18 protein-coding genes are annotated in these 19974 nt (G+C 36.3%); 2 read left to right on the forward strand and 16 right to left on the reverse strand.

Going from position 1 to position 19974, the window contains the following annotated elements:
* Positions 1 to 186: 186 nt before the first annotated feature.
* The 11 genes from coaE to ACVYAD_RS15740 all read right to left on the reverse strand — a co-directional run bounded on the left by coaE (position 187) and on the right by ACVYAD_RS15740 (position 12012).
* The gene (gene coaE / locus ACVYAD_RS15690; protein WP_476427078.1) at positions 187 to 777 is read right to left on the reverse strand and encodes a dephospho-CoA kinase; all 591 of its coding nucleotides are present in this window, start codon (positions 775 to 777) and stop codon (positions 187 to 189) included.
* A 13-nt stretch (positions 778 to 790) separates the two neighbouring features.
* Complete coding sequence (mutM, locus tag ACVYAD_RS15695) at positions 791 to 1663, reverse strand: bifunctional DNA-formamidopyrimidine glycosylase/DNA-(apurinic or apyrimidinic site) lyase (protein WP_476427079.1); 873 nt, start codon at positions 1661 to 1663, stop codon at positions 791 to 793.
* A 12-nt stretch (positions 1664 to 1675) separates the two neighbouring features.
* Complete coding sequence (gene polA / locus ACVYAD_RS15700; protein ID WP_476427080.1) at positions 1676 to 4303, reverse strand: DNA polymerase I; 2628 nt, start codon at positions 4301 to 4303, stop codon at positions 1676 to 1678.
* Positions 4304 to 4508: 205 nt separating this feature from the next.
* A complete protein-coding gene (locus ACVYAD_RS15705; protein ID WP_349659224.1) occupies positions 4509 to 4940 on the reverse strand; it encodes a DNA polymerase I in 432 nt (143 codons plus the stop codon).
* A gap of 675 nt (positions 4941 to 5615) precedes the next feature.
* Positions 5616 to 6626: a protease modulator HflC gene (hflC, locus tag ACVYAD_RS15710; RefSeq protein WP_476427081.1), complete on the reverse strand. Its 1011-nt coding sequence runs from the start codon at positions 6624 to 6626 to the stop codon at positions 5616 to 5618.
* Entirely contained in the window at positions 6626 to 7630 is a 1005-nt protein-coding gene (hflK, locus tag ACVYAD_RS15715; RefSeq protein WP_349659222.1) for an FtsH protease activity modulator HflK, read from the reverse strand. Before hflK ends, hflC begins: the two co-directional genes overlap by 1 nt.
* Before the next feature lie 179 nt (positions 7631 to 7809).
* Positions 7810 to 8523 (reverse strand): LrgB family protein, encoded by a 714-nt coding sequence (locus ACVYAD_RS15720; protein ID WP_476427082.1) that lies wholly within the window; start codon positions 8521 to 8523, stop codon positions 7810 to 7812.
* Positions 8520 to 8888, reverse strand: coding sequence for a CidA/LrgA family holin-like protein (locus ACVYAD_RS15725; RefSeq protein ID WP_349659220.1), 369 nt, complete (start codon positions 8886 to 8888; stop codon positions 8520 to 8522). The genes ACVYAD_RS15720 and ACVYAD_RS15725 overlap by 4 nt, the downstream gene beginning before the upstream one ends.
* 382 nt (positions 8889 to 9270) lie before the next feature.
* The gene (pnpS, locus tag ACVYAD_RS15730) at positions 9271 to 10806 is read right to left on the reverse strand and encodes a two-component system histidine kinase PnpS (protein WP_476427084.1); all 1536 of its coding nucleotides are present in this window, start codon (positions 10804 to 10806) and stop codon (positions 9271 to 9273) included.
* The gene (locus ACVYAD_RS15735) at positions 10803 to 11519 is read right to left on the reverse strand and encodes a response regulator transcription factor (RefSeq protein WP_079561585.1); all 717 of its coding nucleotides are present in this window, start codon (positions 11517 to 11519) and stop codon (positions 10803 to 10805) included. The genes pnpS and ACVYAD_RS15735 overlap by 4 nt, the downstream gene beginning before the upstream one ends.
* Positions 11520 to 11571: 52 nt before the next feature.
* Positions 11572 to 12012 carry a MaoC/PaaZ C-terminal domain-containing protein gene (locus tag ACVYAD_RS15740; protein WP_349659311.1) on the reverse strand — a complete coding sequence of 147 codons (441 nt, stop codon included), beginning with the start codon at positions 12010 to 12012 and terminating at the stop codon, positions 11572 to 11574.
* Between the two features lie 519 nt (positions 12013 to 12531).
* On the opposite strand from ACVYAD_RS15740, the gene ACVYAD_RS15745 reads away from it, so the two are divergent.
* Entirely contained in the window at positions 12532 to 13356 is an 825-nt protein-coding gene (locus tag ACVYAD_RS15745) for an MBL fold metallo-hydrolase (protein ID WP_349659218.1), read from the forward strand.
* 317 nt (positions 13357 to 13673) lie between these two features.
* Here ACVYAD_RS15745 and ACVYAD_RS15750 read toward each other — a convergent pair whose 3' ends face one another.
* The 4 genes from ACVYAD_RS15750 to citZ form a co-directional block, all read right to left on the reverse strand.
* Positions 13674 to 14258 (reverse strand): SMI1/KNR4 family protein, encoded by a 585-nt coding sequence (locus ACVYAD_RS15750; protein ID WP_476427085.1) that lies wholly within the window; start codon positions 14256 to 14258, stop codon positions 13674 to 13676.
* Positions 14259 to 14534: 276 nt separating this feature from the next.
* The gene (gene mdh, locus ACVYAD_RS15755; protein WP_349659216.1) at positions 14535 to 15473 is read right to left on the reverse strand and encodes a malate dehydrogenase; all 939 of its coding nucleotides are present in this window, start codon (positions 15471 to 15473) and stop codon (positions 14535 to 14537) included.
* A 315-nt stretch (positions 15474 to 15788) separates the two neighbouring features.
* Positions 15789 to 17051 (reverse strand): NADP-dependent isocitrate dehydrogenase, encoded by a 1263-nt coding sequence (icd, locus tag ACVYAD_RS15760; protein ID WP_349659215.1) that lies wholly within the window; start codon positions 17049 to 17051, stop codon positions 15789 to 15791.
* 80 nt (positions 17052 to 17131) lie between these two features.
* Complete coding sequence (citZ, locus tag ACVYAD_RS15765; RefSeq protein ID WP_079561591.1) at positions 17132 to 18247, reverse strand: citrate synthase; 1116 nt, start codon at positions 18245 to 18247, stop codon at positions 17132 to 17134.
* 253 nt (positions 18248 to 18500) lie between these two features.
* On the opposite strand from citZ, the gene ACVYAD_RS15770 reads away from it, so the two are divergent.
* Complete coding sequence (locus ACVYAD_RS15770) at positions 18501 to 19466, forward strand: AI-2E family transporter (RefSeq protein WP_476427086.1); 966 nt, start codon at positions 18501 to 18503, stop codon at positions 19464 to 19466.
* Here the strand turns inward: ACVYAD_RS15770 and ACVYAD_RS15775 are convergent.
* Positions 19450 to 19839, reverse strand: coding sequence for an FxsA family protein (locus ACVYAD_RS15775; protein ID WP_079561593.1), 390 nt, complete (start codon positions 19837 to 19839; stop codon positions 19450 to 19452). The two genes, ACVYAD_RS15770 and ACVYAD_RS15775, sit on opposite strands and share 17 nt — an antisense overlap.
* Positions 19840 to 19974 lie beyond the last annotated feature (135 nt).

Here is a 19974-nt window from a genome sequence, read left to right on the forward strand (position 1 = left end):
TTTTGCCTCCAGCTTCCTTCAGATTCCGCGTCGCCACGGACACCCTTGCTCTTGGCTAACCTCTACTTCTGTCTTCGGGGTTCGGGACTTACACCCTATAGTTCATATGCATGCCGGGCGCACATATGAAATGCGTAGCAATATGTCATTGCTACGCATCGAATGAATTTACAGATTTTTAATTAATTATACGTCCCAAGATGTCAGGATTTTTTTCAGTTGTTGCTCTGTTTGTTCTAATTTTTCATTGTTGTAAATAACCGCATGAGCACCTTTTTCTTTGACTGACATTGGTAACTGAGAATGCATTCGGGCTAGTGCATCCTCCTTTGATAAGTTGTTACGCTCCATTAATCGACGTAGCTGTACTTCTTCACTAACCGATACCACAATAATGCGCTCAACAAAATGCTGTAATTTATTTTCAAATAAAAGTGGAATATCCATCACAACATGCTTTTCTCCGTCCTCTATATACGCATCACGCTGGCGTAACATTTCCTTACGAATAGCAGGATGCATAATATCATTTAACATTTTACGCTTAACAGGCTCGTGAAAAATAATATCGCCCAGCTTAGCACGATTTAAACTCCCGTCTTCTAGCAATATATCTTGTCCAAAATTTTCAACAATTAGCTTTAAAGTCTCCGTTCCTGGTTCAACAACATCACGCGCTACAATATCTGCATCGACAATTGGTAAACCAAGTGCTGTCATCATTTTTACTACTGTACTTTTTCCGCTCGCTATACTTCCTGTTAGTCCGATAATCATAGTTAAATCCCCTTTAATGTTGACAATTTGGGCAAAAGACTGATGTGCGCCCACCTATCGTCATTTGGCTCGTTGCAGTTCCACACGTTGGACACATCTTCTTCCCATACATTTGCAGTCGATTCTGCATACTTCCTGCCTCACCATTTATATTACGATAATCTGAAATTGTTGAACCTCCTGCCTCAATGCTTTGGCGTAAAATAGCGACAATCGCCTCGAACAATTCACGTTTACGCTTTTCACTAATGCGGTTCATTGTACGGGCCGGATGAATTTTTTGCGCAAATAATGCTTCTGTTGCGTAAATATTACCACAGCCCGAAATGACTTGCCCATCCATAATTACATCTTTAACGGCCTTTTTCTCATATTTCGGCAAATTTGATTTCGCAATAAAATAATCACATGCTATTTCATCGAATGGCTCTGGTGCCATTTTTGTTAATGGTGCATGATCCTCAATTTTTGTTAAAAAACGTAGTTCACCAAAGCGGCGTATATCTGAATAAATTAAATAGCCACCATCTACCATTTGAAATGTAGCATGGATATGCTTTTTAAATTTCACCTCTTGGATTTCCTCAGGCGAATTTACCACAAACCAAGCACCCGTCATCCCTAAATGGCTAACAAGCACATAAGGGACATCTTCCTTCAGTAAATGAAAGAAGATGTATTTAGCTCTTCGTTCAATTGTTGTAATCGTCATTTGAGACAACGTTATTTCAAATGCATCAGGCTCAGCTTGCTTCACGATACATTGCTTTCCTTCCCCAAAGGAAAAACGAATAATTTCAGATAGTTGAACTTGTTGAATTGTCCGCCCTTCAATTTTAGGTTTTAATGCCTGGACGACACCTTCAACCTCTGGTAATTCAGGCATTTTAACCTCTCCTTATTTTGCTTCGTACCAAGTTGCACCGTAGTTAAAATCTACTTTTAATGGTACTGAAAGCTCGATTGCGTTCTCCATAACTTCTGGTACTATTTTTTCAAGCAATGCAATCTCCTCTTTAGGTGCTTCAAATATTAATTCATCATGCACTTGTAAAAGGATTTTTGCCTGCATATTTTCTTTTTTCAAACGAGCATCCATATCAATCATTGCTTTTTTAATAATATCAGCTGCGCTTCCCTGAATTGGTGTATTCATCGCAGTACGCTCTGCAAAGCTTCGTAGATTGAAATTCGAGCTCGTAATGTCAGGTAAATATCGACGTCTATTTAAAATCGTTGTCACATAACCATTAAACTTCGCATCTTGGACGATATCATCCATGTATTGTTTTACACCTGGGAAACTTGCAAAATATTTCTCAATAAATGTAGCAGCTTCCTTACGAGTAATATCCAAGTTTTGCGATAAGCCATAATCACTAATCCCATAAACAATACCAAAGTTCACCGCTTTTGCAGCGCGACGCATATTACTATCGACCTCATCTGCTGAAACATGGAATACATCCATTGCTGTACGTGTATGAACATCCATACCTTCACGGAAAGCTTCGACTAAATTTTTATCATTCGACATATGGGCTAATACACGCAATTCGATTTGCGAATAATCGGCAGAAAATAATATCCAATCTTCTTTCGATGGCACAAATGCCTGACGAATTTTTCGCCCTTCTTCTAAACGAATCGGGATGTTCTGTAAATTCGGATCCGTAGAGCTTAAACGCCCTGTAGCTGTTAATGCTTGCTGGAATCGCGTATGCACCTTTCCATCCTCTTTATGGATTTCCTTTAATAAGCCTTCGATATAAGTTGACTGTAATTTCCCTAGCTGGCGATATAAAAGAATATGCTCAATAATCGCATGCTCTGGTTTTAATTTTTCCAATACATCCGCTGCAGTGGAATAACCTGTTTTCGTCTTTTTAATAACAGGGAGACCAAGCTTATCAAAGAGGATAACGCCTAATTGCTTTGGTGAATTAATATTGAAGGTTTCTCCAGCTTCAGCATAAATTGCCTGTTCAATAACAATTAGTTTGTCATTTAATTCCTGACCCATTTTCTCTAATGTGGCACGATTGACCGTAATCCCTTCACTTTCCATTTCTCCTAAAATAGAAGCAAGCGGAAGTTCTAAGTTCTTATAGAGCTCGAACTGTTCATTTTCCTTTAACAATGTCTCAAGCTTTGGCTGTAAAGACCACACAGCAAAGGCTTTGCGGCTAGCATGCTCAGAAAGTGTATCTATTGCTGGTATAGCTCGTTTTACCCCTTTACCATAAACGGCCTCATTTGCCTGCACATTACGATAGCCTAGTTCTTTTGCAAGAGTTGCCACATCATCTCCACTTAGGGCAGGGTTATTAATATAAGAAGCAAGCAATAAGTCAAATTCCACACCAGCTAAACGTATTCCCGCACGTTTTAATGCAGCTTGAGATGCTTTTGAATCAGACATATACTTTATTTTAGTAGCATCTTCTAACCAGAGACGAAGAACATCTGATTTAGCCGCAAGATCAAATGGCACGTACATTGTTTTCGCTCCATCTGTTAATGCAATACCTAGTTGCTGGCAAGTATGATAATGCTCGTCCTCTAACTCCAAGTGCACTGCCATTACATCTTTTAAATGCTCTTGCTTTACTTCTTCCAAAATTTCATAGTCAAAAGGTGCCTGTTCCTCTTCTTGGACAGTAAAATCACTTTTTTCTAGTAGTGATTTAAAACCAAGCTCTTGCCACACACTAATTAATTCTTCCTCATTCGGACCATTGTAAGCAAGATCAGAAAGTGTTATATCAATCGGCGCTTTTGTAAAAATAGTAGCTAGCTTTTTACTCATTAGTGCCTGTTCTTCATTGGCAACTAATTTTTCTTTCATTTTAGAAGCCTTCACTGTATCCATTGCCGCATAAAGCGACTCTACTGAACCATGCTCTTTAAGTAATTTAACAGCCGTTTTTTCACCGACACCTGGTACACCAGGGATATTATCTGAAGAATCCCCCATTAAACCTTTCATATCAATAATTTGTTGCGGCGTTAAGCCATATTTTTCTGCAATAAAAGCAGGTGTATTTTTTTCAATTTCAGTAATACCTTTTTTCGTAATGTATACTGTTACTTGCTCAGTCGCGAGCTGTGTTAAGTCACGATCTCCTGATACAACGATGACATCCATATCCTGAGTCGAAGCTTCATTGGCAAGTGTCCCTATAATGTCGTCCGCTTCGTACATTTCAAGCTCATATCGCTTAATACCATAAGCATCGATAAGCTTACGTATATAAGGGAACTGCTCAGATAATTCTGATGGAGTCTTTTGTCGACCACCCTTATATTCCGTATATGTTTCATGACGGAAGGTTGTCTTACCCGCATCAAAGGCAACCAAAATTTTCGTTGGTTGCTCTTCCTCCAATATTCTTTGTAGCATCGTTGTAAAGCCGTACACTGCATTCGTATGAATTCCACTTTCATTCGTCAATAATGGTAACGCAAAAAAAGCGCGATATGCTAAACTATTGCCGTCCAATAATAGCAATTTTTCCTTTGTCATGATTTTATCCTCCTGCGTTTTCGTCTTCTTAATTGTAAAACGAAAACGTATGTTTGAAAATGCCTCTTCCTTTTACTTTATCGAGAAAACGGTTATTTTACCAATCATAACGTTGTAAATCACCAAATTTTCTACAGCAATAGATAAACGTATGTTTGACTACACAAAAAAAGCCAATCACTTATTGTAATTGACTTCCCCGTCGTTATTTACCAACTTTATTTGTTTTTTCTTTACGATAGAAAATTTCTTCATATATGACAGTCAAAATAAAGGCATTCATAAAGGCAAACACTAAAAACATTGGCATACCGCCCAGCTTTGGATGTGTAAGCTCTGTATCGAAAACCATTACAGCGCTGATTTGTGCTAAAAAGAAAATGAAGCCAATCCCTACTTGCCAAATAGGACGCTTAACTTTTCGCTTTTCATACAAAAATATTTTTTTAAATATTTTTCGTACATCCTCAGCAATGACTAAACTTAATAAAAACAAAATAACAAAAAATACTGGTATATGATAAACACTTTTTGTGATCCATGCAAAATCTGATAGACGGAAGAAAAGTGTAAATAACGATGCAATACTACAAGCTATTCCTAAATTTTGGAGCCACTTACTAATTTGCAACTTCACAACTATTACCCCCATTTATTATTTTTCAACATTATCATTCTATCAGATAATAGTCATATACGAAACATAAAATTATAAATTTCTATCATTTTCATAACATACCATCGATAAATGATAGATATTTACAAAATATACGATACAAAATTCAAAACCTCAAAACCAGATCATAACTGCCTATCACCGTAAAGTCGGGTTGAATTCCGTTCCGCCTGGGCGCTTTACCGATGTTGGTCACGAAGGCGTTATCACAGGATATGATGCTTTTAGCCTTCGTTCCTCGATTGCTGATCCCCAAAGAGTCGCTCAGTCTCCACTTCAATCAACTTATATTAAAATTGCCATTCATTAAATAATCCTTGTAAAAACTCGTAACCAGTATTTAAAAATATCATACAAAATGTATTGCTAGTTTTATGTAAGGAGTAAAAAAGCCGTCTCAAAAAATTGAGACGACTTCATATACTTATCCCTGCAAGGATAATAATAGTATTATTTTATCCCGCATTAACGGGCAGTAATTTATCTATACCAAAAGCGAAGCGTCAGGTACAAGACTCCCACCTCAAAATTCACGAAAGCAAAGAAGTTAAGCGGGAGATTAACTGCCCGTAAAAGCCCGATTGATGAAGACTAATAATCAGTGGGGGTGAAGAAACTACCCCACTGATTAAAGTTTCACTTTATATAGCCAGATAATATTTTTGCATACGGTGAAGTGGATGGCAAAATAATGACCGTATCTTCACCTATAGTTTTCTTATATGATTCTAATGTCCGGTACAATGAATAGAATTCAGGGTCTTGAGAGAATGATTTATTGTAAATTTTCGCAGCTTCTGCTTCACCTTCCGCTTGAATTAATGCTCCATCCTTTTTCGCTGTTGCGAGCATTTCTTGAACCTGCTGATCTGTTTGAGCTTCAACACGACGTTTCTCAGCGTCACCTTCAGATAAATATTTCTGTGCGATTGATTCACGATCCGAAATCATATTCGTAAACACGGATTGCTCATTCTCAGTGGGCAAGTCAATACGACGAATACGAACATCTACTACTTCTATTCCATATTTATCATTTGAAAGTAACTCATTGACACGTGCAGTTACCTGATCATTGATACTCCCACGTGAAGAACCTTCATCATTAATAATCGCCTTATATTCTATTCGACCAAGCTCTGAACGAATAACTGAATAAATAAACTCTTCCATACGTGATTCAACTTTTTCTATTGTTCCTGCATTTGAGATTAATTGCTTTGGATCAGTTATATGCCAAACTGCATAATTATCAATAATAATTCGTTTTTTATCCTTTGTATTAATTTCTTCTTCAGAAACTTCATATGTCATTTGGTTTTTTGGTAGCCTCGTTACGCTTTGAATAAACGGAACCTTTATTTTCAAGCCGGGCTCACTCTGAAATTTCACTACTTCTCCAAACTGTCTAACAACTGCGTATTCAGATTCTTTAACTATATAAACATTAGCAAATAATATAATGGCAATAGCAATAACGGATGTTAATGTTACAGCAAGAGAAATATATTTTTTCGGATTCATCGGGCCTTTTTTCGACATTTTGACCACATTATCTATAGTATCCCCTTCTTTTGGAGCAGTATTTTTGGATTTACCCGATAAAAAATTCAGGAATTTTTCAAGATCCTTATTTTTTTGATCCATTAGTTACCGCTCCCTTCTTTTTTCTCTTTTGATGTTTCTTGTGTCGCAGGTGTTTCTTGTGTTGCAGGTGTCTCCTGTTTTGCAGGTTGCAATGCTTGAAGAGGCAAGTATTTCATTGTATTACCATCATCATTCATAATATAAATTTGTGCTTTAGGTAATACATTTTCAAGTGTTTCCAAAATTAAACGTTCGCGAGTAATTTGTTGATTACCTTTATATTGCTCATACATTTTATTAAAGACAGCAACATCCCCTTGAGCCTGCTCAATACGTGCTGTTTTTTCACCTTGAGCCTTCGACATAATTGCATCCTTCTCACCTTCAGCCTCGCTAAGTCGCTGATTCTTATACTTTTCTGCTTGATTAATTTTTGTATTTTTCATTTCACGTGCGTCTGTAACAGCTGTAAAGGCTGCTCGCACATCTGCATTCGGTAACTCAACATCCTGTAGTTTTACCCCTAAAACACTTATACCAATATCGTATTTTTCAACAAGAGAAACGAGTAAATCTCGTGATTTGGCTTCTATGTCCGCTTTCCCTTCAGTTAACGCAGCGTCGATGTTGGAACTTCCGATAATGGATCGAATCGCACTCGACGTAGCGCTATGTAATATTTTTTCTGGATCTTGTGAGCTGAATAAATACTTTTTCGGTTCTGTAATTTTCCATTGAACAACAAGGTCTGTTAATACAATATGTTCATCCCCTGTAATCATTTTCGTTTCAGCATCATAAGTTTCCAATTCCCCATCTTCATTTTGCTTATAGCCAAACTTTAAACTAAATGTTTCCTTCGATAAAACCTGAACCGATTGCACGGGCCAAGGTAATTTAAAATGTAAACCTGGTTCTGTAACTGTATTATCAGCACGACCGAACGTAATGACAACGGCTTGTTCTGATTCATCAACCGTGTACCACGATGTAAATACCGCAATAATTGCAACAATGCCGAAAATGCCAAGTCCCACCATCATTAGTGACCTTTTCACACTCATGTCTAATCCTCCCTTAAACTTAGTACTATTGTATACGGGACACTTACTTAAAAGTTTCAAAATATTTTAATAAACTACTTTTTTATTTTAGGCAGTTTTACATAAGGAACAATGTAAATATCATCCATTTTTTGCACAGTCTCTATCTTTAATCCGCAAAAAAAATATCCCGTTACCATTTAAGGTAACAGGATATTGACAACTAGATGTTCAAACGCTGGGAAAAAGGTTGTCGATAATACAATGCTAATTAATGCAGCTACAATCATGGCCAGACTTGCAAAAGTACCTTCCAACTCACCAAGTTCAAATGCTTTAGAAGTACCTGTGCCATGCGCCCCCATTCCTAACATTAGACCTCTAGAGGATGGTCGATGGAAACGACATACTTTAATCACTAACGGTGCTATTAGACTCCCTAAAATACCAGTTACCATAACGAAAACAGCGGTAAGTGTAGGAGAGCCACCAATCATGTTGGAAATGTCCATTGCTATTGGTGTCGTAACTGAACGTGGAACTAAGCTATGCACAAGTTCATTATTTAAACCAATTACTACAGCAATGATAAATGAAGATGTAATGGCAACGGCTGAGCCTACTGCAATACTTAGAAAAATTTCAAAAGCATGTTTCTTTAATAGATTAAAATTTTTATAAATTGGTACCGCAAATGCAACTGTTGCTGGTCCAAGTAAATTTGATAAAATACCGGCTCCTGCAGTATAGGATTTATAAGATGTATCCGTTAGTAACAAAATGATAATGACCACTAACGGTGTAATCAATATAGGTGATAACCATTCCTTCTGATACTTTTTATAAAACATTTTACAAATATAAAAAACTGCGATAGTACCTAGTAGACTTACTATAGCGGTTAAAAAGCTCATGCAGTATCACCTTTCTTTCGTTGCCCTAACAATTGTGCTGTGAAACCTGTTGCAAACATAACAACGATGGCACTCAATACAATTACAAGCACAGCTTTCACACCTTGCACACCGAATAATGCAGTATAATCGATTACTCCGATAGCAGATGGAATGAAAAATAGTAATAGTTCACTAAGTAATAAACCTGCACCTAGCTCAATCCATTCAAGCTTAATAAAATGAAACTGCAATAGTAAAAACAATAAGACTAGTCCAATTATGCTCCCTGGAATCGGCAAGTGAAGTAGGCGTGCAATACTATTCCCAACAAATAAAATTACATAAAGATAGCCGATTTGCACGATACTTTTGACGATTTTCATGGTCATCCTTCTTTCAATTTTTTATCTTGCTATAACGCTCACTAATATAGATTACATCTAGATAAAGTGTGCTAATTAGCTGACCGTACAAGCCCGATTGGTTCAACTAAAAAGACACTTCTTATTAGTTGAACATTATGCTACTATACTTTACACCTATTTGTGTTACGTGTAAAACAGAAAAAGAATCTATTACCAAAAAGTTTGGCAATAAATTCTTACTATTGTGGCGATAATTAAGCAACAAATAAAAAATCTAATTTATATATAAATAAAGATTTTTTGGCTATTTTATAGTCTTAACAATTTTATAAGGGGGGTTTCTACTAACAAGTATAAGACCCCATTGTGAATCTAAAATTATGCTATTGTAAAGAATTCGTTAATTTTTCGGAATCATAACAATCATTTTTGTTCCTACACCAACTTCACTTTCTACCTGAATGCGACCATGGTGCGCCTCTACTAAGTGCTTCACAATAGCAAGTCCTAAACCGGTTCCCCCAGAATTCCTGCTTCGCGCACGATCCACACGGTAAAAGCGTTCAAAGACACGAGCAATTTCATGTTTTTCAATTCCTATACCTTGATCTTCTATTTCAAGAATGCCGTACGTTTCATTTTCCTTTAAACGAATCGTAACGGTTGTATTTTCTGGAGAGTACGTAATAGCATTGGTAATTAAATTAGTGATAATTTGAATAATGCGATTGGCATCACCCATAACTTGAACATCACGCTCTATATCAACATAAAAGCTCATATTTTTTTCATCCAGACGAGGACCTGTCAGCTCTGCCCCACGTATAAGCACATCTTGCAAGCCCATCGGCATAATATTAACGGTAAAACCATGCTGTTCAATTTTCGATAACTCTAGTAAATCCTGTATAAGCATCTGCAGACGGTTACTTTCTTTATAAATGATCTCTAAAAAAGATAGGAGCATTTTTTCATCCTTATACGCACCATCCAGTAATGTTTCAGAAAAGCCTTTAATAGATGTAATAGGTGTACGCAATTCATGAGATACGTTTGCTACAAAGTCCTTACGAATTTGCTCTAAACGAACAAGCTCCGTAATATCATGCATAACGATAACGACACCAAGCCAACGACCATGATCCCCTATAACAGGTGCTCCGTACACTTCCTTATTATACAGCTCCTGTTGGACCTCCATTTTAATTTGTTGTCGATAAGGCATTTCCGTTAGAAACACATGATCAATAAATTGCTCTAGTGATTTTGGTAAACCAATTGTACGAAAAACTTTCCCTTGTACATCGTCAATTTGCATACCGAAACGCTCTAAAAATACACGGTTCACAATGGATATATTTCCTTCACGTCCTATCATCATGAGGGAGCTTCCCATGTTTTCAATTAACGTTTTAAGCCGTTCCTCTTCTACCTCACGAATCGTCGTAATATCCTGTAAATTACGGGCTAAAATATTGATGGAGTGACTAAGCGGCATCATGCGTTGATGCTCATTTTCATGGGCACGAGCACGATAATTTCCTTTCGCCAGCTCAAGTGCAGTATCTGTCACGTTATCAATAGGAGCAGTGAAATTTCGAATCATATAGCGACTTACAATAGCCATTAACATCAGTGCTATGATAAAAAGAATCGCTAGCACTACATACAGTCGCGCATGAACAGTCGATAATAAAGAATCTTTTACCTCAATGTTTTGCGCAGTATATAGTGCCTCTTTATCTTCCTTAGATAGTTCAATCATTCGTTCGTCTAATACTCGGTTAATAGATTCTTGCATCTCTACATTAGCCTGTTCGTTGTACTGTTCTATATAAACAGGAAAAAGCTGACCTATTACAATCATTAGGACAGCTAATATCGTTCCAAGCAATAGCATGAATGTCAAGAATAAGCGATTGCTCATTGATTTCATGTCGTTTTCGGCTCCTCGAATTTATAGCCAAGGCCGCGAATTGTTTTGATGAATATCGGCTTACGGCTATTTTCCTCGATTTTATCGCGAAGGTGGCTTATATGCACATCTACAATTCGAGTATCGCCAGCAAAGTCATACTTCCATACAGCACTTAATAGCTGATCACGTGTTAAAACACGGTTTTTATTTTCAAGTAAATAAATGAGTAGTTCAAATTCTTTTGGTGTAAATTCCAGTGCTTCATCCTGTAAAAACACTTCAAAACGCTCTGGAAAAACACGTAATTGTCCAAATTCATACATTTTCTCTTGTGACCCATTCTTATCTTCAGCCACTACATTTTGTGTAAAACGTCTTAAAACAGCCTTTACCCGCGCTAATACTTCGCGTGGACTAAAGGGTTTCGTCATATAATCATCTGCTCCTAGCTCTAGACCAAGTACTTTATCGAACTCGTCATCCTTTGCTGTTAGCATAATAATAGGTGTATTCATACGTTGTTGACGAATTTGTTTACAAACCTCCATACCATCAAGTCTTGGAAGCATCAAATCTAATAAAATTAAATCTGGCTGTAAGTCAATTGCCTTATCAAGACCCTCTTGGCCATCTGCAGCTGTTTCGACAACATATCCAGCCTGCTCTAAATTATATTTCAATAATGTCGCAATAGAAAATTCATCTTCTACAACTAAAATCGTTTTTGTCATGTGTAATGCCTCCGTTAGTGATTTGAAACCCCCATTTCAAATCTCAAGACGTTTATAAAGTAAATGGTGGTGTTACTAGTAAAGTACCTTCAATCACAAGTTCCTTTTGCTCATTATATGAGTGTACAGATACTGTAATCGTATTTTGTAATTTATTTACTTCTGTTACTTCTAAAAGAGTATCAAATAATTCATAATGATAGAGCGGTCCTAAATATTTTATATGTTGCTCAATAATTCGTGCACCTGGTCCAGGAATATACTTTGACACAGCTGAAGTAATAATGCCATTTAACATGATTGTTGGTACGATTGGCTTTTGAAAAGGTGTCATTGCAGCATAATCATGTTGAATATAAAGTGGATTATTATCATTCGTAAGTCCTAAATAAAGCAATAAATCCTTATCTTCTATCTTTTCGGTTATATGAATCTTCTCGCCAACTGTAATTTCATCAATAGAGAGACCAAGCTTACTGTTTTTTTGAAGCAAAAATACGCCAACCCCTTTTCTATCATATACCTTCATAGTATCAATTTTATTCCAAAAGTACAACGAAAAGCAGAGTAACCATTTTATCTTCATTCAGCAATGTTTTCTGTGCGAAAGCGAAGCGGCAGCAACAACAAATGTTTTCTGTGCGAAAGCGAAGCGGCAGCAACAACAAATGTTTTCTGTGCGAAAGCGAAGCGGCAGCAACATTGTTTATCGGTCCTTTGTCTTTAATCGAGAATTGTGTTGCCATTCTTTTTAATATTTAGCTGATGAATGTTGAACGACCAGATTCTCCAAAGCGTAGCTGAAAAAAATACAAAGGACATCTCCTCTTCATATTTACGGATTTCAACAATTCCTAAATTAGAGAATCGCCGAATGAACTAAAAATTAACGAACTTCATAATTAACATAATTACGAAGTTCAGACTAAAGTTGTAAATACTTTTCTAGATGACGTTGGTAATATATGGTGTGTAATGAATTGAGGTCAAGGATTTTAAAGGAGGAGTAATTTTGAATTACTATATTTGTGAAACATGTGGGGCGCAGTATAAAAAATCAATGGAAGAGCCGAAGCAATGTACTATTTGTTCAGAAGAAAGACAATATGTCAGTGTAAATGGGCAAACTTGGACAACTTTGGACAAAATGATTTCTTCTGAAATCTATAAAAATAACTTCAATCTTGAAGAAGATGGATTATTCAGTATTACAACTAGCCCGACATTTGGAATTGGACAAACAACTTATTTAATTCAAGAACAGGGTTTTAATTTGTTATGGGATTGTATTTCATATATTGATCAAGAAACTATTGATAAAATTGAGAGATTAGGGGGAATTGATGCCATCGCATTATCTCATCCTCATTATTATTCAAGTCAAGTGGAGTGGGCAGAAACTTTTAACGCACCTATTTATATTCATGAGGATGATAAAAAATGGGTTACAAGGACTAGTGACAAGATTATTTTTTGGTCTGGTGAATCCCTTACATTACAGAATGGGTTAACTCTTTATCGTATGGGTGGTCATTTTAAAGGAGCCACTGTACTAGAATGGAAAAATGGTTATCAACAAAAAGGCATATTACTAGTTGGAGATATCATTCGTGTAGTGGCTGATCGCAATTGGGTAACATTTATGTATAGTTTCCCTAATTTCATTCCACTTCCTGTTGAAACAGTGGAAAGAATCTTAAGTCAAGTAGAGAATTTACATTTTGAACGGATATATGATGCTTTTCTCCGTATTGTGAAAAAAGATGCAAAACAATCTGTTCATAACTCTGCTGTAAGGTATATAAATGCTATAGAGGGTAAGCTTTTCACTACTTAAGTTAATTCCACTTTATTGGAAGTATTCTGTTAATATTTCCAAAGTTGTTGCCTCCAATTTTTGCGGAATCAAAAAGCGTCCTGCTATCGTATTTCATTACGATGCAAGACGCTAATATCTAAAATTTTCATATAAAACAATACGTAAGCTGCTATATTTTTCGCTGTGAGACGCTTCGAATCATTTTGCCTGGTAAACTATTATGTCAGACAATATATTTTTGGGTAAAATAAGTGTATGAAATGGATACATCATTCAAGCTTTTCAACATTCGTCGCTCGTTTGTTGAATATTTTTAATATCTAAAATACAAGAGATTACTGTTCTTCGTTTTCCAGAAAAATAAAACCACAGTCAATAAGATCCTGTAAATACTCATCAAAGCTGTTCGCTATCACTTCATATTCATCAGGGTCGTGCAAAAAGCGAATTATTTGACCGCATACACCTTCATCTGATGGGTTAAAATCAATATAGAGTCTCGATGATCCACCATTATTCATACAGTCTGAAAAATGGATATACATACCTGGGAGAAGTCCCTCCGGATTTATCTTAGAGTCAACAGCCTCCTCGTCATATTCTAAAAGATAAGTGACGTCTTCTTCTTCTTTTGAACTTTCGAGCATCTGCTGTGTAGACAGCAAATAATAAGGATATTTACCTTCTTCAACATCTGAACCTAAAATACAAACCGCAATTTCGCTTTCTCCATATTTCTGCCAATATGTACCATCAATATTATCAAGTAGACAGATTAGTGATTCTGGACAATTTGGATATTCTGACTTTAGCGTTTCAATATCTTCTTTTGTAGCACCACTAGCTGTATTTAGTTCCTCTAGCTCCTCTGTTGATAATGCCCCTCTCAAGCCGTTTAAAAATTGATTTACTATATCCATTATTTCGTCCTCCCAATAATAAAATATAAAAATTTATATGTTAGGTTATACGCCTGCCAGTACAGAAGGTTTTTTCATTTTTCTCAAAAACTTTATTTTGTCTCTTTGTTCAAACAAATGTAGGCAGATAAACCTCGATGTACTTATTGATAGGATAATTTTAGCATATTTCTACTCTTGCACATATGTCCGTACATTTTTACTCTACTTTTTGATACCTAAATACTTAAAAAAAATCGAGTAGGAATGAATCCTACTCGATTTCATAAACTTTTATTAAGCTAAAACTTTCATAACATCGCGGACTGCTTCTGCCGATTTATCTAAAGCTGCTTTTTCATTGTCTGTTAATTCAAGTTCAAAGATTTTTTCTACACCATTTGCACCTAATAATGTCGGAACACCTAGGTATAAATCATTGTAGCCATATTCGCCTTCTAAGTATGCAATAGATGGAAGTATACGTTTTTGGTCTTTAATGATAGCTTCCGCCATTTCAATAAGCGCCGCTGAAGGAGCATAATATGCAGAACCGTTTCCAAGAAGGTTAACGATTTCAGCGCCACCTTTTCGTGTACGGTCAACAATCTCTTCAAGACGCTCTGCTGGGATTAATGATTCTAATGGAATACCACCAGCGAATGAGTAGCGAGTTAGTGGCACCATTGTATCACCATGCCCACCTAAAACAAAACCTGTGATGTCTTTTACGGAGATATTAAGTTCTTCAGCTACAAACGCACAGAAACGAGCCGTATCGAGTACACCTGATTGACCTATTACACGATTTTTAGGGAAACCAGTTTCTTTGAATACTGTGTAAGTCATTGCATCAACTGGGTTTGTAAGAACAAGGATTGTTGCATTTGGTGAGTACTTAGCAATTTCTTTGGAAACAGCTTTCATTACATCTTGGTTAATTTGAACAAGATCGTCACGGCTCATACCTGGTTTACGAGCAACACCAGCAGTGATAATTACTACATCAGAATCTGCAGTATCCGCATAATTAGAAGTACCTTTAACATAAGAATCATAGCCTTGCACTGGTGCAGCTTCCCACATATCTAGAGCTTTACCTTTTGTTGGGTTTTCAGCTTGAGGGATATCCACTAACACTACATCACCAAGTTCTTTTTGAGCTGCTAAAAATGCTGCAGTAGCGCCAGTAAAACCGCTACCGATTACTGAGATTTTTTTTCGTTTCAGAGACATTCGAATACGCTCCTTTAAAATTAGGTTATATAATCAATTATGCCTCGGCATAATTGCGTCAGGAATCAGCTTTGTGCAAGCACAAAGAACTCCTTTCTGATTCCGTGACATCCGCCGGAGGCTTCATTCAGCGGGTGTTTAAACACCCGCTGAATGAATTTAAAAAAGGGAGGAGAATAAATTCTCCTCCCTCGATTAAACAAGTTCATCGTAAATATTTTATTAAGCTAAGTTCAATAGAAATTTACATTTCACCCTAATTATATCGGCAGAATAACATCCGCTTTAACTATAATTTCTATTTAAAATAGAAAATTAAAGGTTTTTGATTAATTCTGTAGCGAATTCTGAACATTTTACTTCTTTAGCGCCGTCCATTAAACGAGCAAAGTCGTAAGTTACAACTTTAGAAGAGATTGTTTTCTCTACAGATTTAGTAACCATGTCAGCTGCTTCTTGCCATCCTAAGTGCTCAAGCATTAATACGCCTGAAAGTAATACTGAAGATGGGTTTACTTTATCTTGACCAGCATATTTTGGAGCTGTACCGTGAGTAGCTTCGAAGATCGCGTGTCCAGTTACATAGTTAATGTTTGCACCTGGAGCGATACCGATACCACCAACTTGTGCAGCTAATGCATCAGAGATATAGTCACCGTTTAAGTTCATTGTAGCAACTACGTCGAACTCATTTGGACGAGTTAAGATTTGTTGTAAGAAGATATCAGCGATAGAATCTTTAACTAGGATTTTACCAGCTGCTAAAGCGTCAGCTTGTGCTTTGTTTGCTGCTTCTTCACCTTGTTCAGCTTTAATAGCATCATATTGGTTCCAAGTGAAAGTTTGATCAGCAAATTCTTTTTCAGCTAATTCATAACCCCATTTTTTGAATCCACCTTCAGTGAATTTCATGATGTTACCTTTGTGTACTAAAGTAACAGATGGGCGTTTATGATTAATAGCATATTCGATAGCAGAACGTACTAAACGCTCAGTACCTTCTTTAGATACAGGTTTTACACCGATACCAGAAGTTTCTGGGAAGCGGATTTTGTTAACACCAAATTCAGTTTGTAAGAAGTTGATGATTTTTTGTGCTTGTTCAGAACCAGATTCGAATTCAATACCAGCATAGATGTCTTCTGTGTTTTCGCGGAAGATAACCATATCAACGTCTTCTGGACGTTTAACTGGAGAAGGTACTCCATCAAAGTGACGTACTGGACGTAAGCATACATATAGGTCAAGTTGTTGACGTAATGCTACGTTTAGAGAGCGGATACCACCACCGATTGGAGTAGTAAGAGGACCTTTGATTGCGATTAGGTATTCGTTAATTTTGTCTAAAGTTTCTTGTGGTAACCATTCACCAGTTTGGTTGAATGCTTTTTCACCAGCTAAAACTTCTAACCATTCGATTTTCTTTTCACCGTTGTAAGCTTTTTCTACTGCTGCGTCGATTACGCGTGATGCTGCAGCCCAAATATCAGGACCGATTCCGTCACCTTCGATGAATGGAATCACTGGATTGTTTGGTACATTAAGTACGCCATTTTCAACTACAATTTTGTTTGACATTGATGTTGCCTCCTAAATTCATAATCATAGGACTGTGTTATAGCTAACACAGTCCCAAATATTCTAGCATATTTTCCAAATTAGCGCTCGCTGATTGGAACATATTTTTGCATACCTGGTCCAACATACTCTGCACGTGGACGGATTAGGCGGTTGTTAGCATATTGCTCAAGAATATGAGCTACCCAACCAGAAGTACGTGATACTGCGAAAATTGGTGTGAATAGGTCATGATCAATACCTAAAGAATCATACACTGACGCAGAGAAGAAGTCTACGTTTGCAGGTAATTTCTTTTGTTCTACGATCATGTCATGGATTTTAACTGACATTTCATAAAGCTCTGGTTTACCAGTTAGCTCAGTTAATTTTTGTGACATTACACGTAAGTGTGGTGCACGTGGGTCGCCTTTGCGGTATACGCGGTGACCGAAGCCCATGATTTTTTCTTTGTTATCTAATTTATTTTGAATATAAGATTCAACGTTTTCAAGTGAGCCGATTTCAGTTAACATTTTCATAACTTGCTCATTTGCACCACCATGAAGTGGTCCTTTTAATGCACCGATTGCTGAAGTTACACCAGAATAAACATCTGATAATGTAGCTACACATACACGTGCAGTGAAAGTAGATGCATTTAATTCGTGGTCAGCATGTAATACTAACGCTTTGTCGAATGCTTCAACTTCGATTGCTGCTGGTTCTTCACCTTTAAGCATGTATAAGAAGTTTGCAGCATATCCTAATTCTGGTTTTGGAGCAACTGGCTCTAAACCTTTACGAACACGCGCAAATGCAGTAACTACTGTTGCAATTTTAGCTTGTAAACGGATAGCTTTACGATAGTTAGCTTCTGTATCCATAACATCCGCTTCTTCATCGAATACACCAAGTAAAGATACTGCAGTACGTAGTGCAGCCATTGGATGTACAGTTGAAAGTGGGTATGTTTTGAATTGGTCTACAATTGCTTGCGGAATAGACATGTTGTCTGCCAATTGTTGTTTTAATTCAGCTAGCTCGTCTGCTTTTGGTAAACGAGTATGCCATAATAAATAAATTACCTCTTCGAATGACGCGTTCACTGCTAAATCATCAATGTTGTAACCAACATATGTAAGTGTGTCATCGATAATTGAACTGATTTTAGATTCCGCTGCTACGATACCTTCTAAACCTTTAGTTGCTGACATAAATTATCGCTCCCTCATATTTATATTTTTTAGTTGTAAATGCAGTTATTAGGTCGCATTTACGTTTTTTGCTCATATGAACCATTAAGTAAATCGCTTACAATTGCTATTATAATCATTTTTGACAGCTTTGTGAATGAAAAACCTCCGAATAAAGAAAAAGGTGCATGAGCGATTATATATACGCCTGAAAGAGATTCTTTTTTGCATTTTGACATTAATTTATCAATTGAAACGGGGTGAATTTGTAAAAATGAGGAATATTAAATATTTTTCATACGAAAGAACTATAAGTGTTTTGTTTTTTATACTCTACTTAACAATATTATGGTTCGTATTACCTGTATCTCTCGCGATTTTTTTGTCTTTTTCTACGTATCCTATCATAAAATTCCTTCATTCTTATTGTAGGATTGCCTATTGGCTAGCAGCAATTATCGTGGAAGCACTTATTCTAACTTGCATTTTCCTTCTCGTTATCATTTCTATAAACAGCATTATTCTTATCTTCCCTGAAATTCGAGATACACTACAAAATTTCCCACTTTTCAACGAATATGAATCAATGTTTATCCAAGTTTTAAAGGAAAAATCGCTTTCAATTTTCGATTCAATCTTTTTATACATGGCTAATATTTTCCAACTATTAATGAAACATGTAATTGAAGTATTTATATTCCTTGTCGCTTACTATTTTGCCCTATTGGAAACTCGCAAATCCCGATATTGGTTTTTTCAATATGTGCCAAAAAAATTTCGCAATGAGTGGCAGTCGCATTTTTCTAAAATGATGCAGCTATTTCATTACTTTTTGTATGTGGAGTTTCAATTGTTCACAATTACTCTACTCATCCTTTGTGCGGGCTTCATGATTCTTCAATTTGAACAAGCCATCATCAAAGCTTTTATAGTTGCATTTGCAGATGTACTTCCGTTCTTTGGGATTGGCGTATTTCTTGTACCCATGAGCATTTATTTTTACTTAAAAGGCAATACCTTTTTATGTGTAGCTATTTTACTTTTATATCTCTTCGTTCAATTAACAAGGCAGCTAGCTGATTCCATGCTTTGGTCAAACACATTACAATTACGGACTTTCCACACCTTTTTCATCAGTGCTGCCTCTATTTTATTATTTGGTTTTTACGGCATTTTACTTAGCCCCGTATTTTTATTTTTGGCTGTTAAACTAAAGGAAAATGCTATTTTTGAACGATGATAAATTGACCCTTTTTCATTTTTTTCCGCATCCAATAATAAAAGATTGGTTGGAACATTTTGCGAGAAAAAGGCAGTAACAATAATAAACCAACAAGATCTGTTATAAAACCTGGTAATACTAGAAGTACACCACCACTGAAATTTAAAACTGTGTTAACTAGTGCTGGCCCTGGAGCCTCTCCTCGTGCTATCGTATTTTTAACCTTTTGCACAGAATTCATACCTTTATTTTTCACTACATAAATACCTATAATGCTCGTAGCGACTATAAGCAGTAATGTATTTAAAATACCAATATTTTGACCAACTACTATTAATAACGCCAACTCGGCTAATGCATAGACAATGAAACCAAGAAAAATTTTTCTCATATTTTTCTCCTTTCTAGCTGAAAACACTATACCTTATATACGTTATTATAGCCCATTAAGTTTCATAAAAAAACAAAGGTACTATTTAAAGACAAGCCGAAGCTACTCTTTTTATAGTTAAAACTAAGCAAAATT

This window comes from Lysinibacillus sp. G1-3 (genome assembly GCF_056322905.1).

Bases quoted from the DNA above. Each gene is read 5' to 3' on its own strand.
- coaE (WP_476427078.1), bottom strand. From the start codon at position 777: ATGATTATCGGACTAACAGGAAGTATAGCGAGCGGAAAAAGTACAGTA.
- mutM (WP_476427079.1), bottom strand. From the start codon at position 1,663: ATGCCTGAATTACCAGAGGTTGAAGGTGTCGTCCAGGCATTAAAACCT.
- polA (WP_476427080.1), bottom strand. From the start codon at position 4,303: ATGACAAAGGAAAAATTGCTATTATTGGACGGCAATAGTTTAGCATAT.
- hflC (WP_476427081.1), bottom strand. From the start codon at position 6,626: ATGGATCAAAAAAATAAGGATCTTGAAAAATTCCTGAATTTTTTATCG.
- hflK (WP_349659222.1), bottom strand. From the start codon at position 7,630: ATGAGTGTGAAAAGGTCACTAATGATGGTGGGACTTGGCATTTTCGGC.
- ACVYAD_RS15720 (WP_476427082.1), bottom strand. From the start codon at position 8,523: ATGAGCTTTTTAACCGCTATAGTAAGTCTACTAGGTACTATCGCAGTT.
- ACVYAD_RS15725 (WP_349659220.1), bottom strand. From the start codon at position 8,888: ATGAAAATCGTCAAAAGTATCGTGCAAATCGGCTATCTTTATGTAATT.
- pnpS (WP_476427084.1), bottom strand. From the start codon at position 10,806: ATGAAATCAATGAGCAATCGCTTATTCTTGACATTCATGCTATTGCTT.
- ACVYAD_RS15735 (WP_079561585.1), bottom strand. From the start codon at position 11,519: ATGACAAAAACGATTTTAGTTGTAGAAGATGAATTTTCTATTGCGACA.
- ACVYAD_RS15750 (WP_476427085.1), bottom strand. From the start codon at position 14,258: ATGGATATAGTAAATCAATTTTTAAACGGCTTGAGAGGGGCATTATCA.
- mdh (WP_349659216.1), bottom strand. From the start codon at position 15,473: ATGTCTCTGAAACGAAAAAAAATCTCAGTAATCGGTAGCGGTTTTACT.
- icd (WP_349659215.1), bottom strand. From the start codon at position 17,051: ATGTCAAACAAAATTGTAGTTGAAAATGGCGTACTTAATGTACCAAAC.
- citZ (WP_079561591.1), bottom strand. From the start codon at position 18,247: ATGTCAGCAACTAAAGGTTTAGAAGGTATCGTAGCAGCGGAATCTAAA.
- ACVYAD_RS15770 (WP_476427086.1), top strand. From the start codon at position 18,501: ATGAGGAATATTAAATATTTTTCATACGAAAGAACTATAAGTGTTTTG.
- ACVYAD_RS15775 (WP_079561593.1), bottom strand. From the start codon at position 19,839: ATGAGAAAAATTTTTCTTGGTTTCATTGTCTATGCATTAGCCGAGTTG.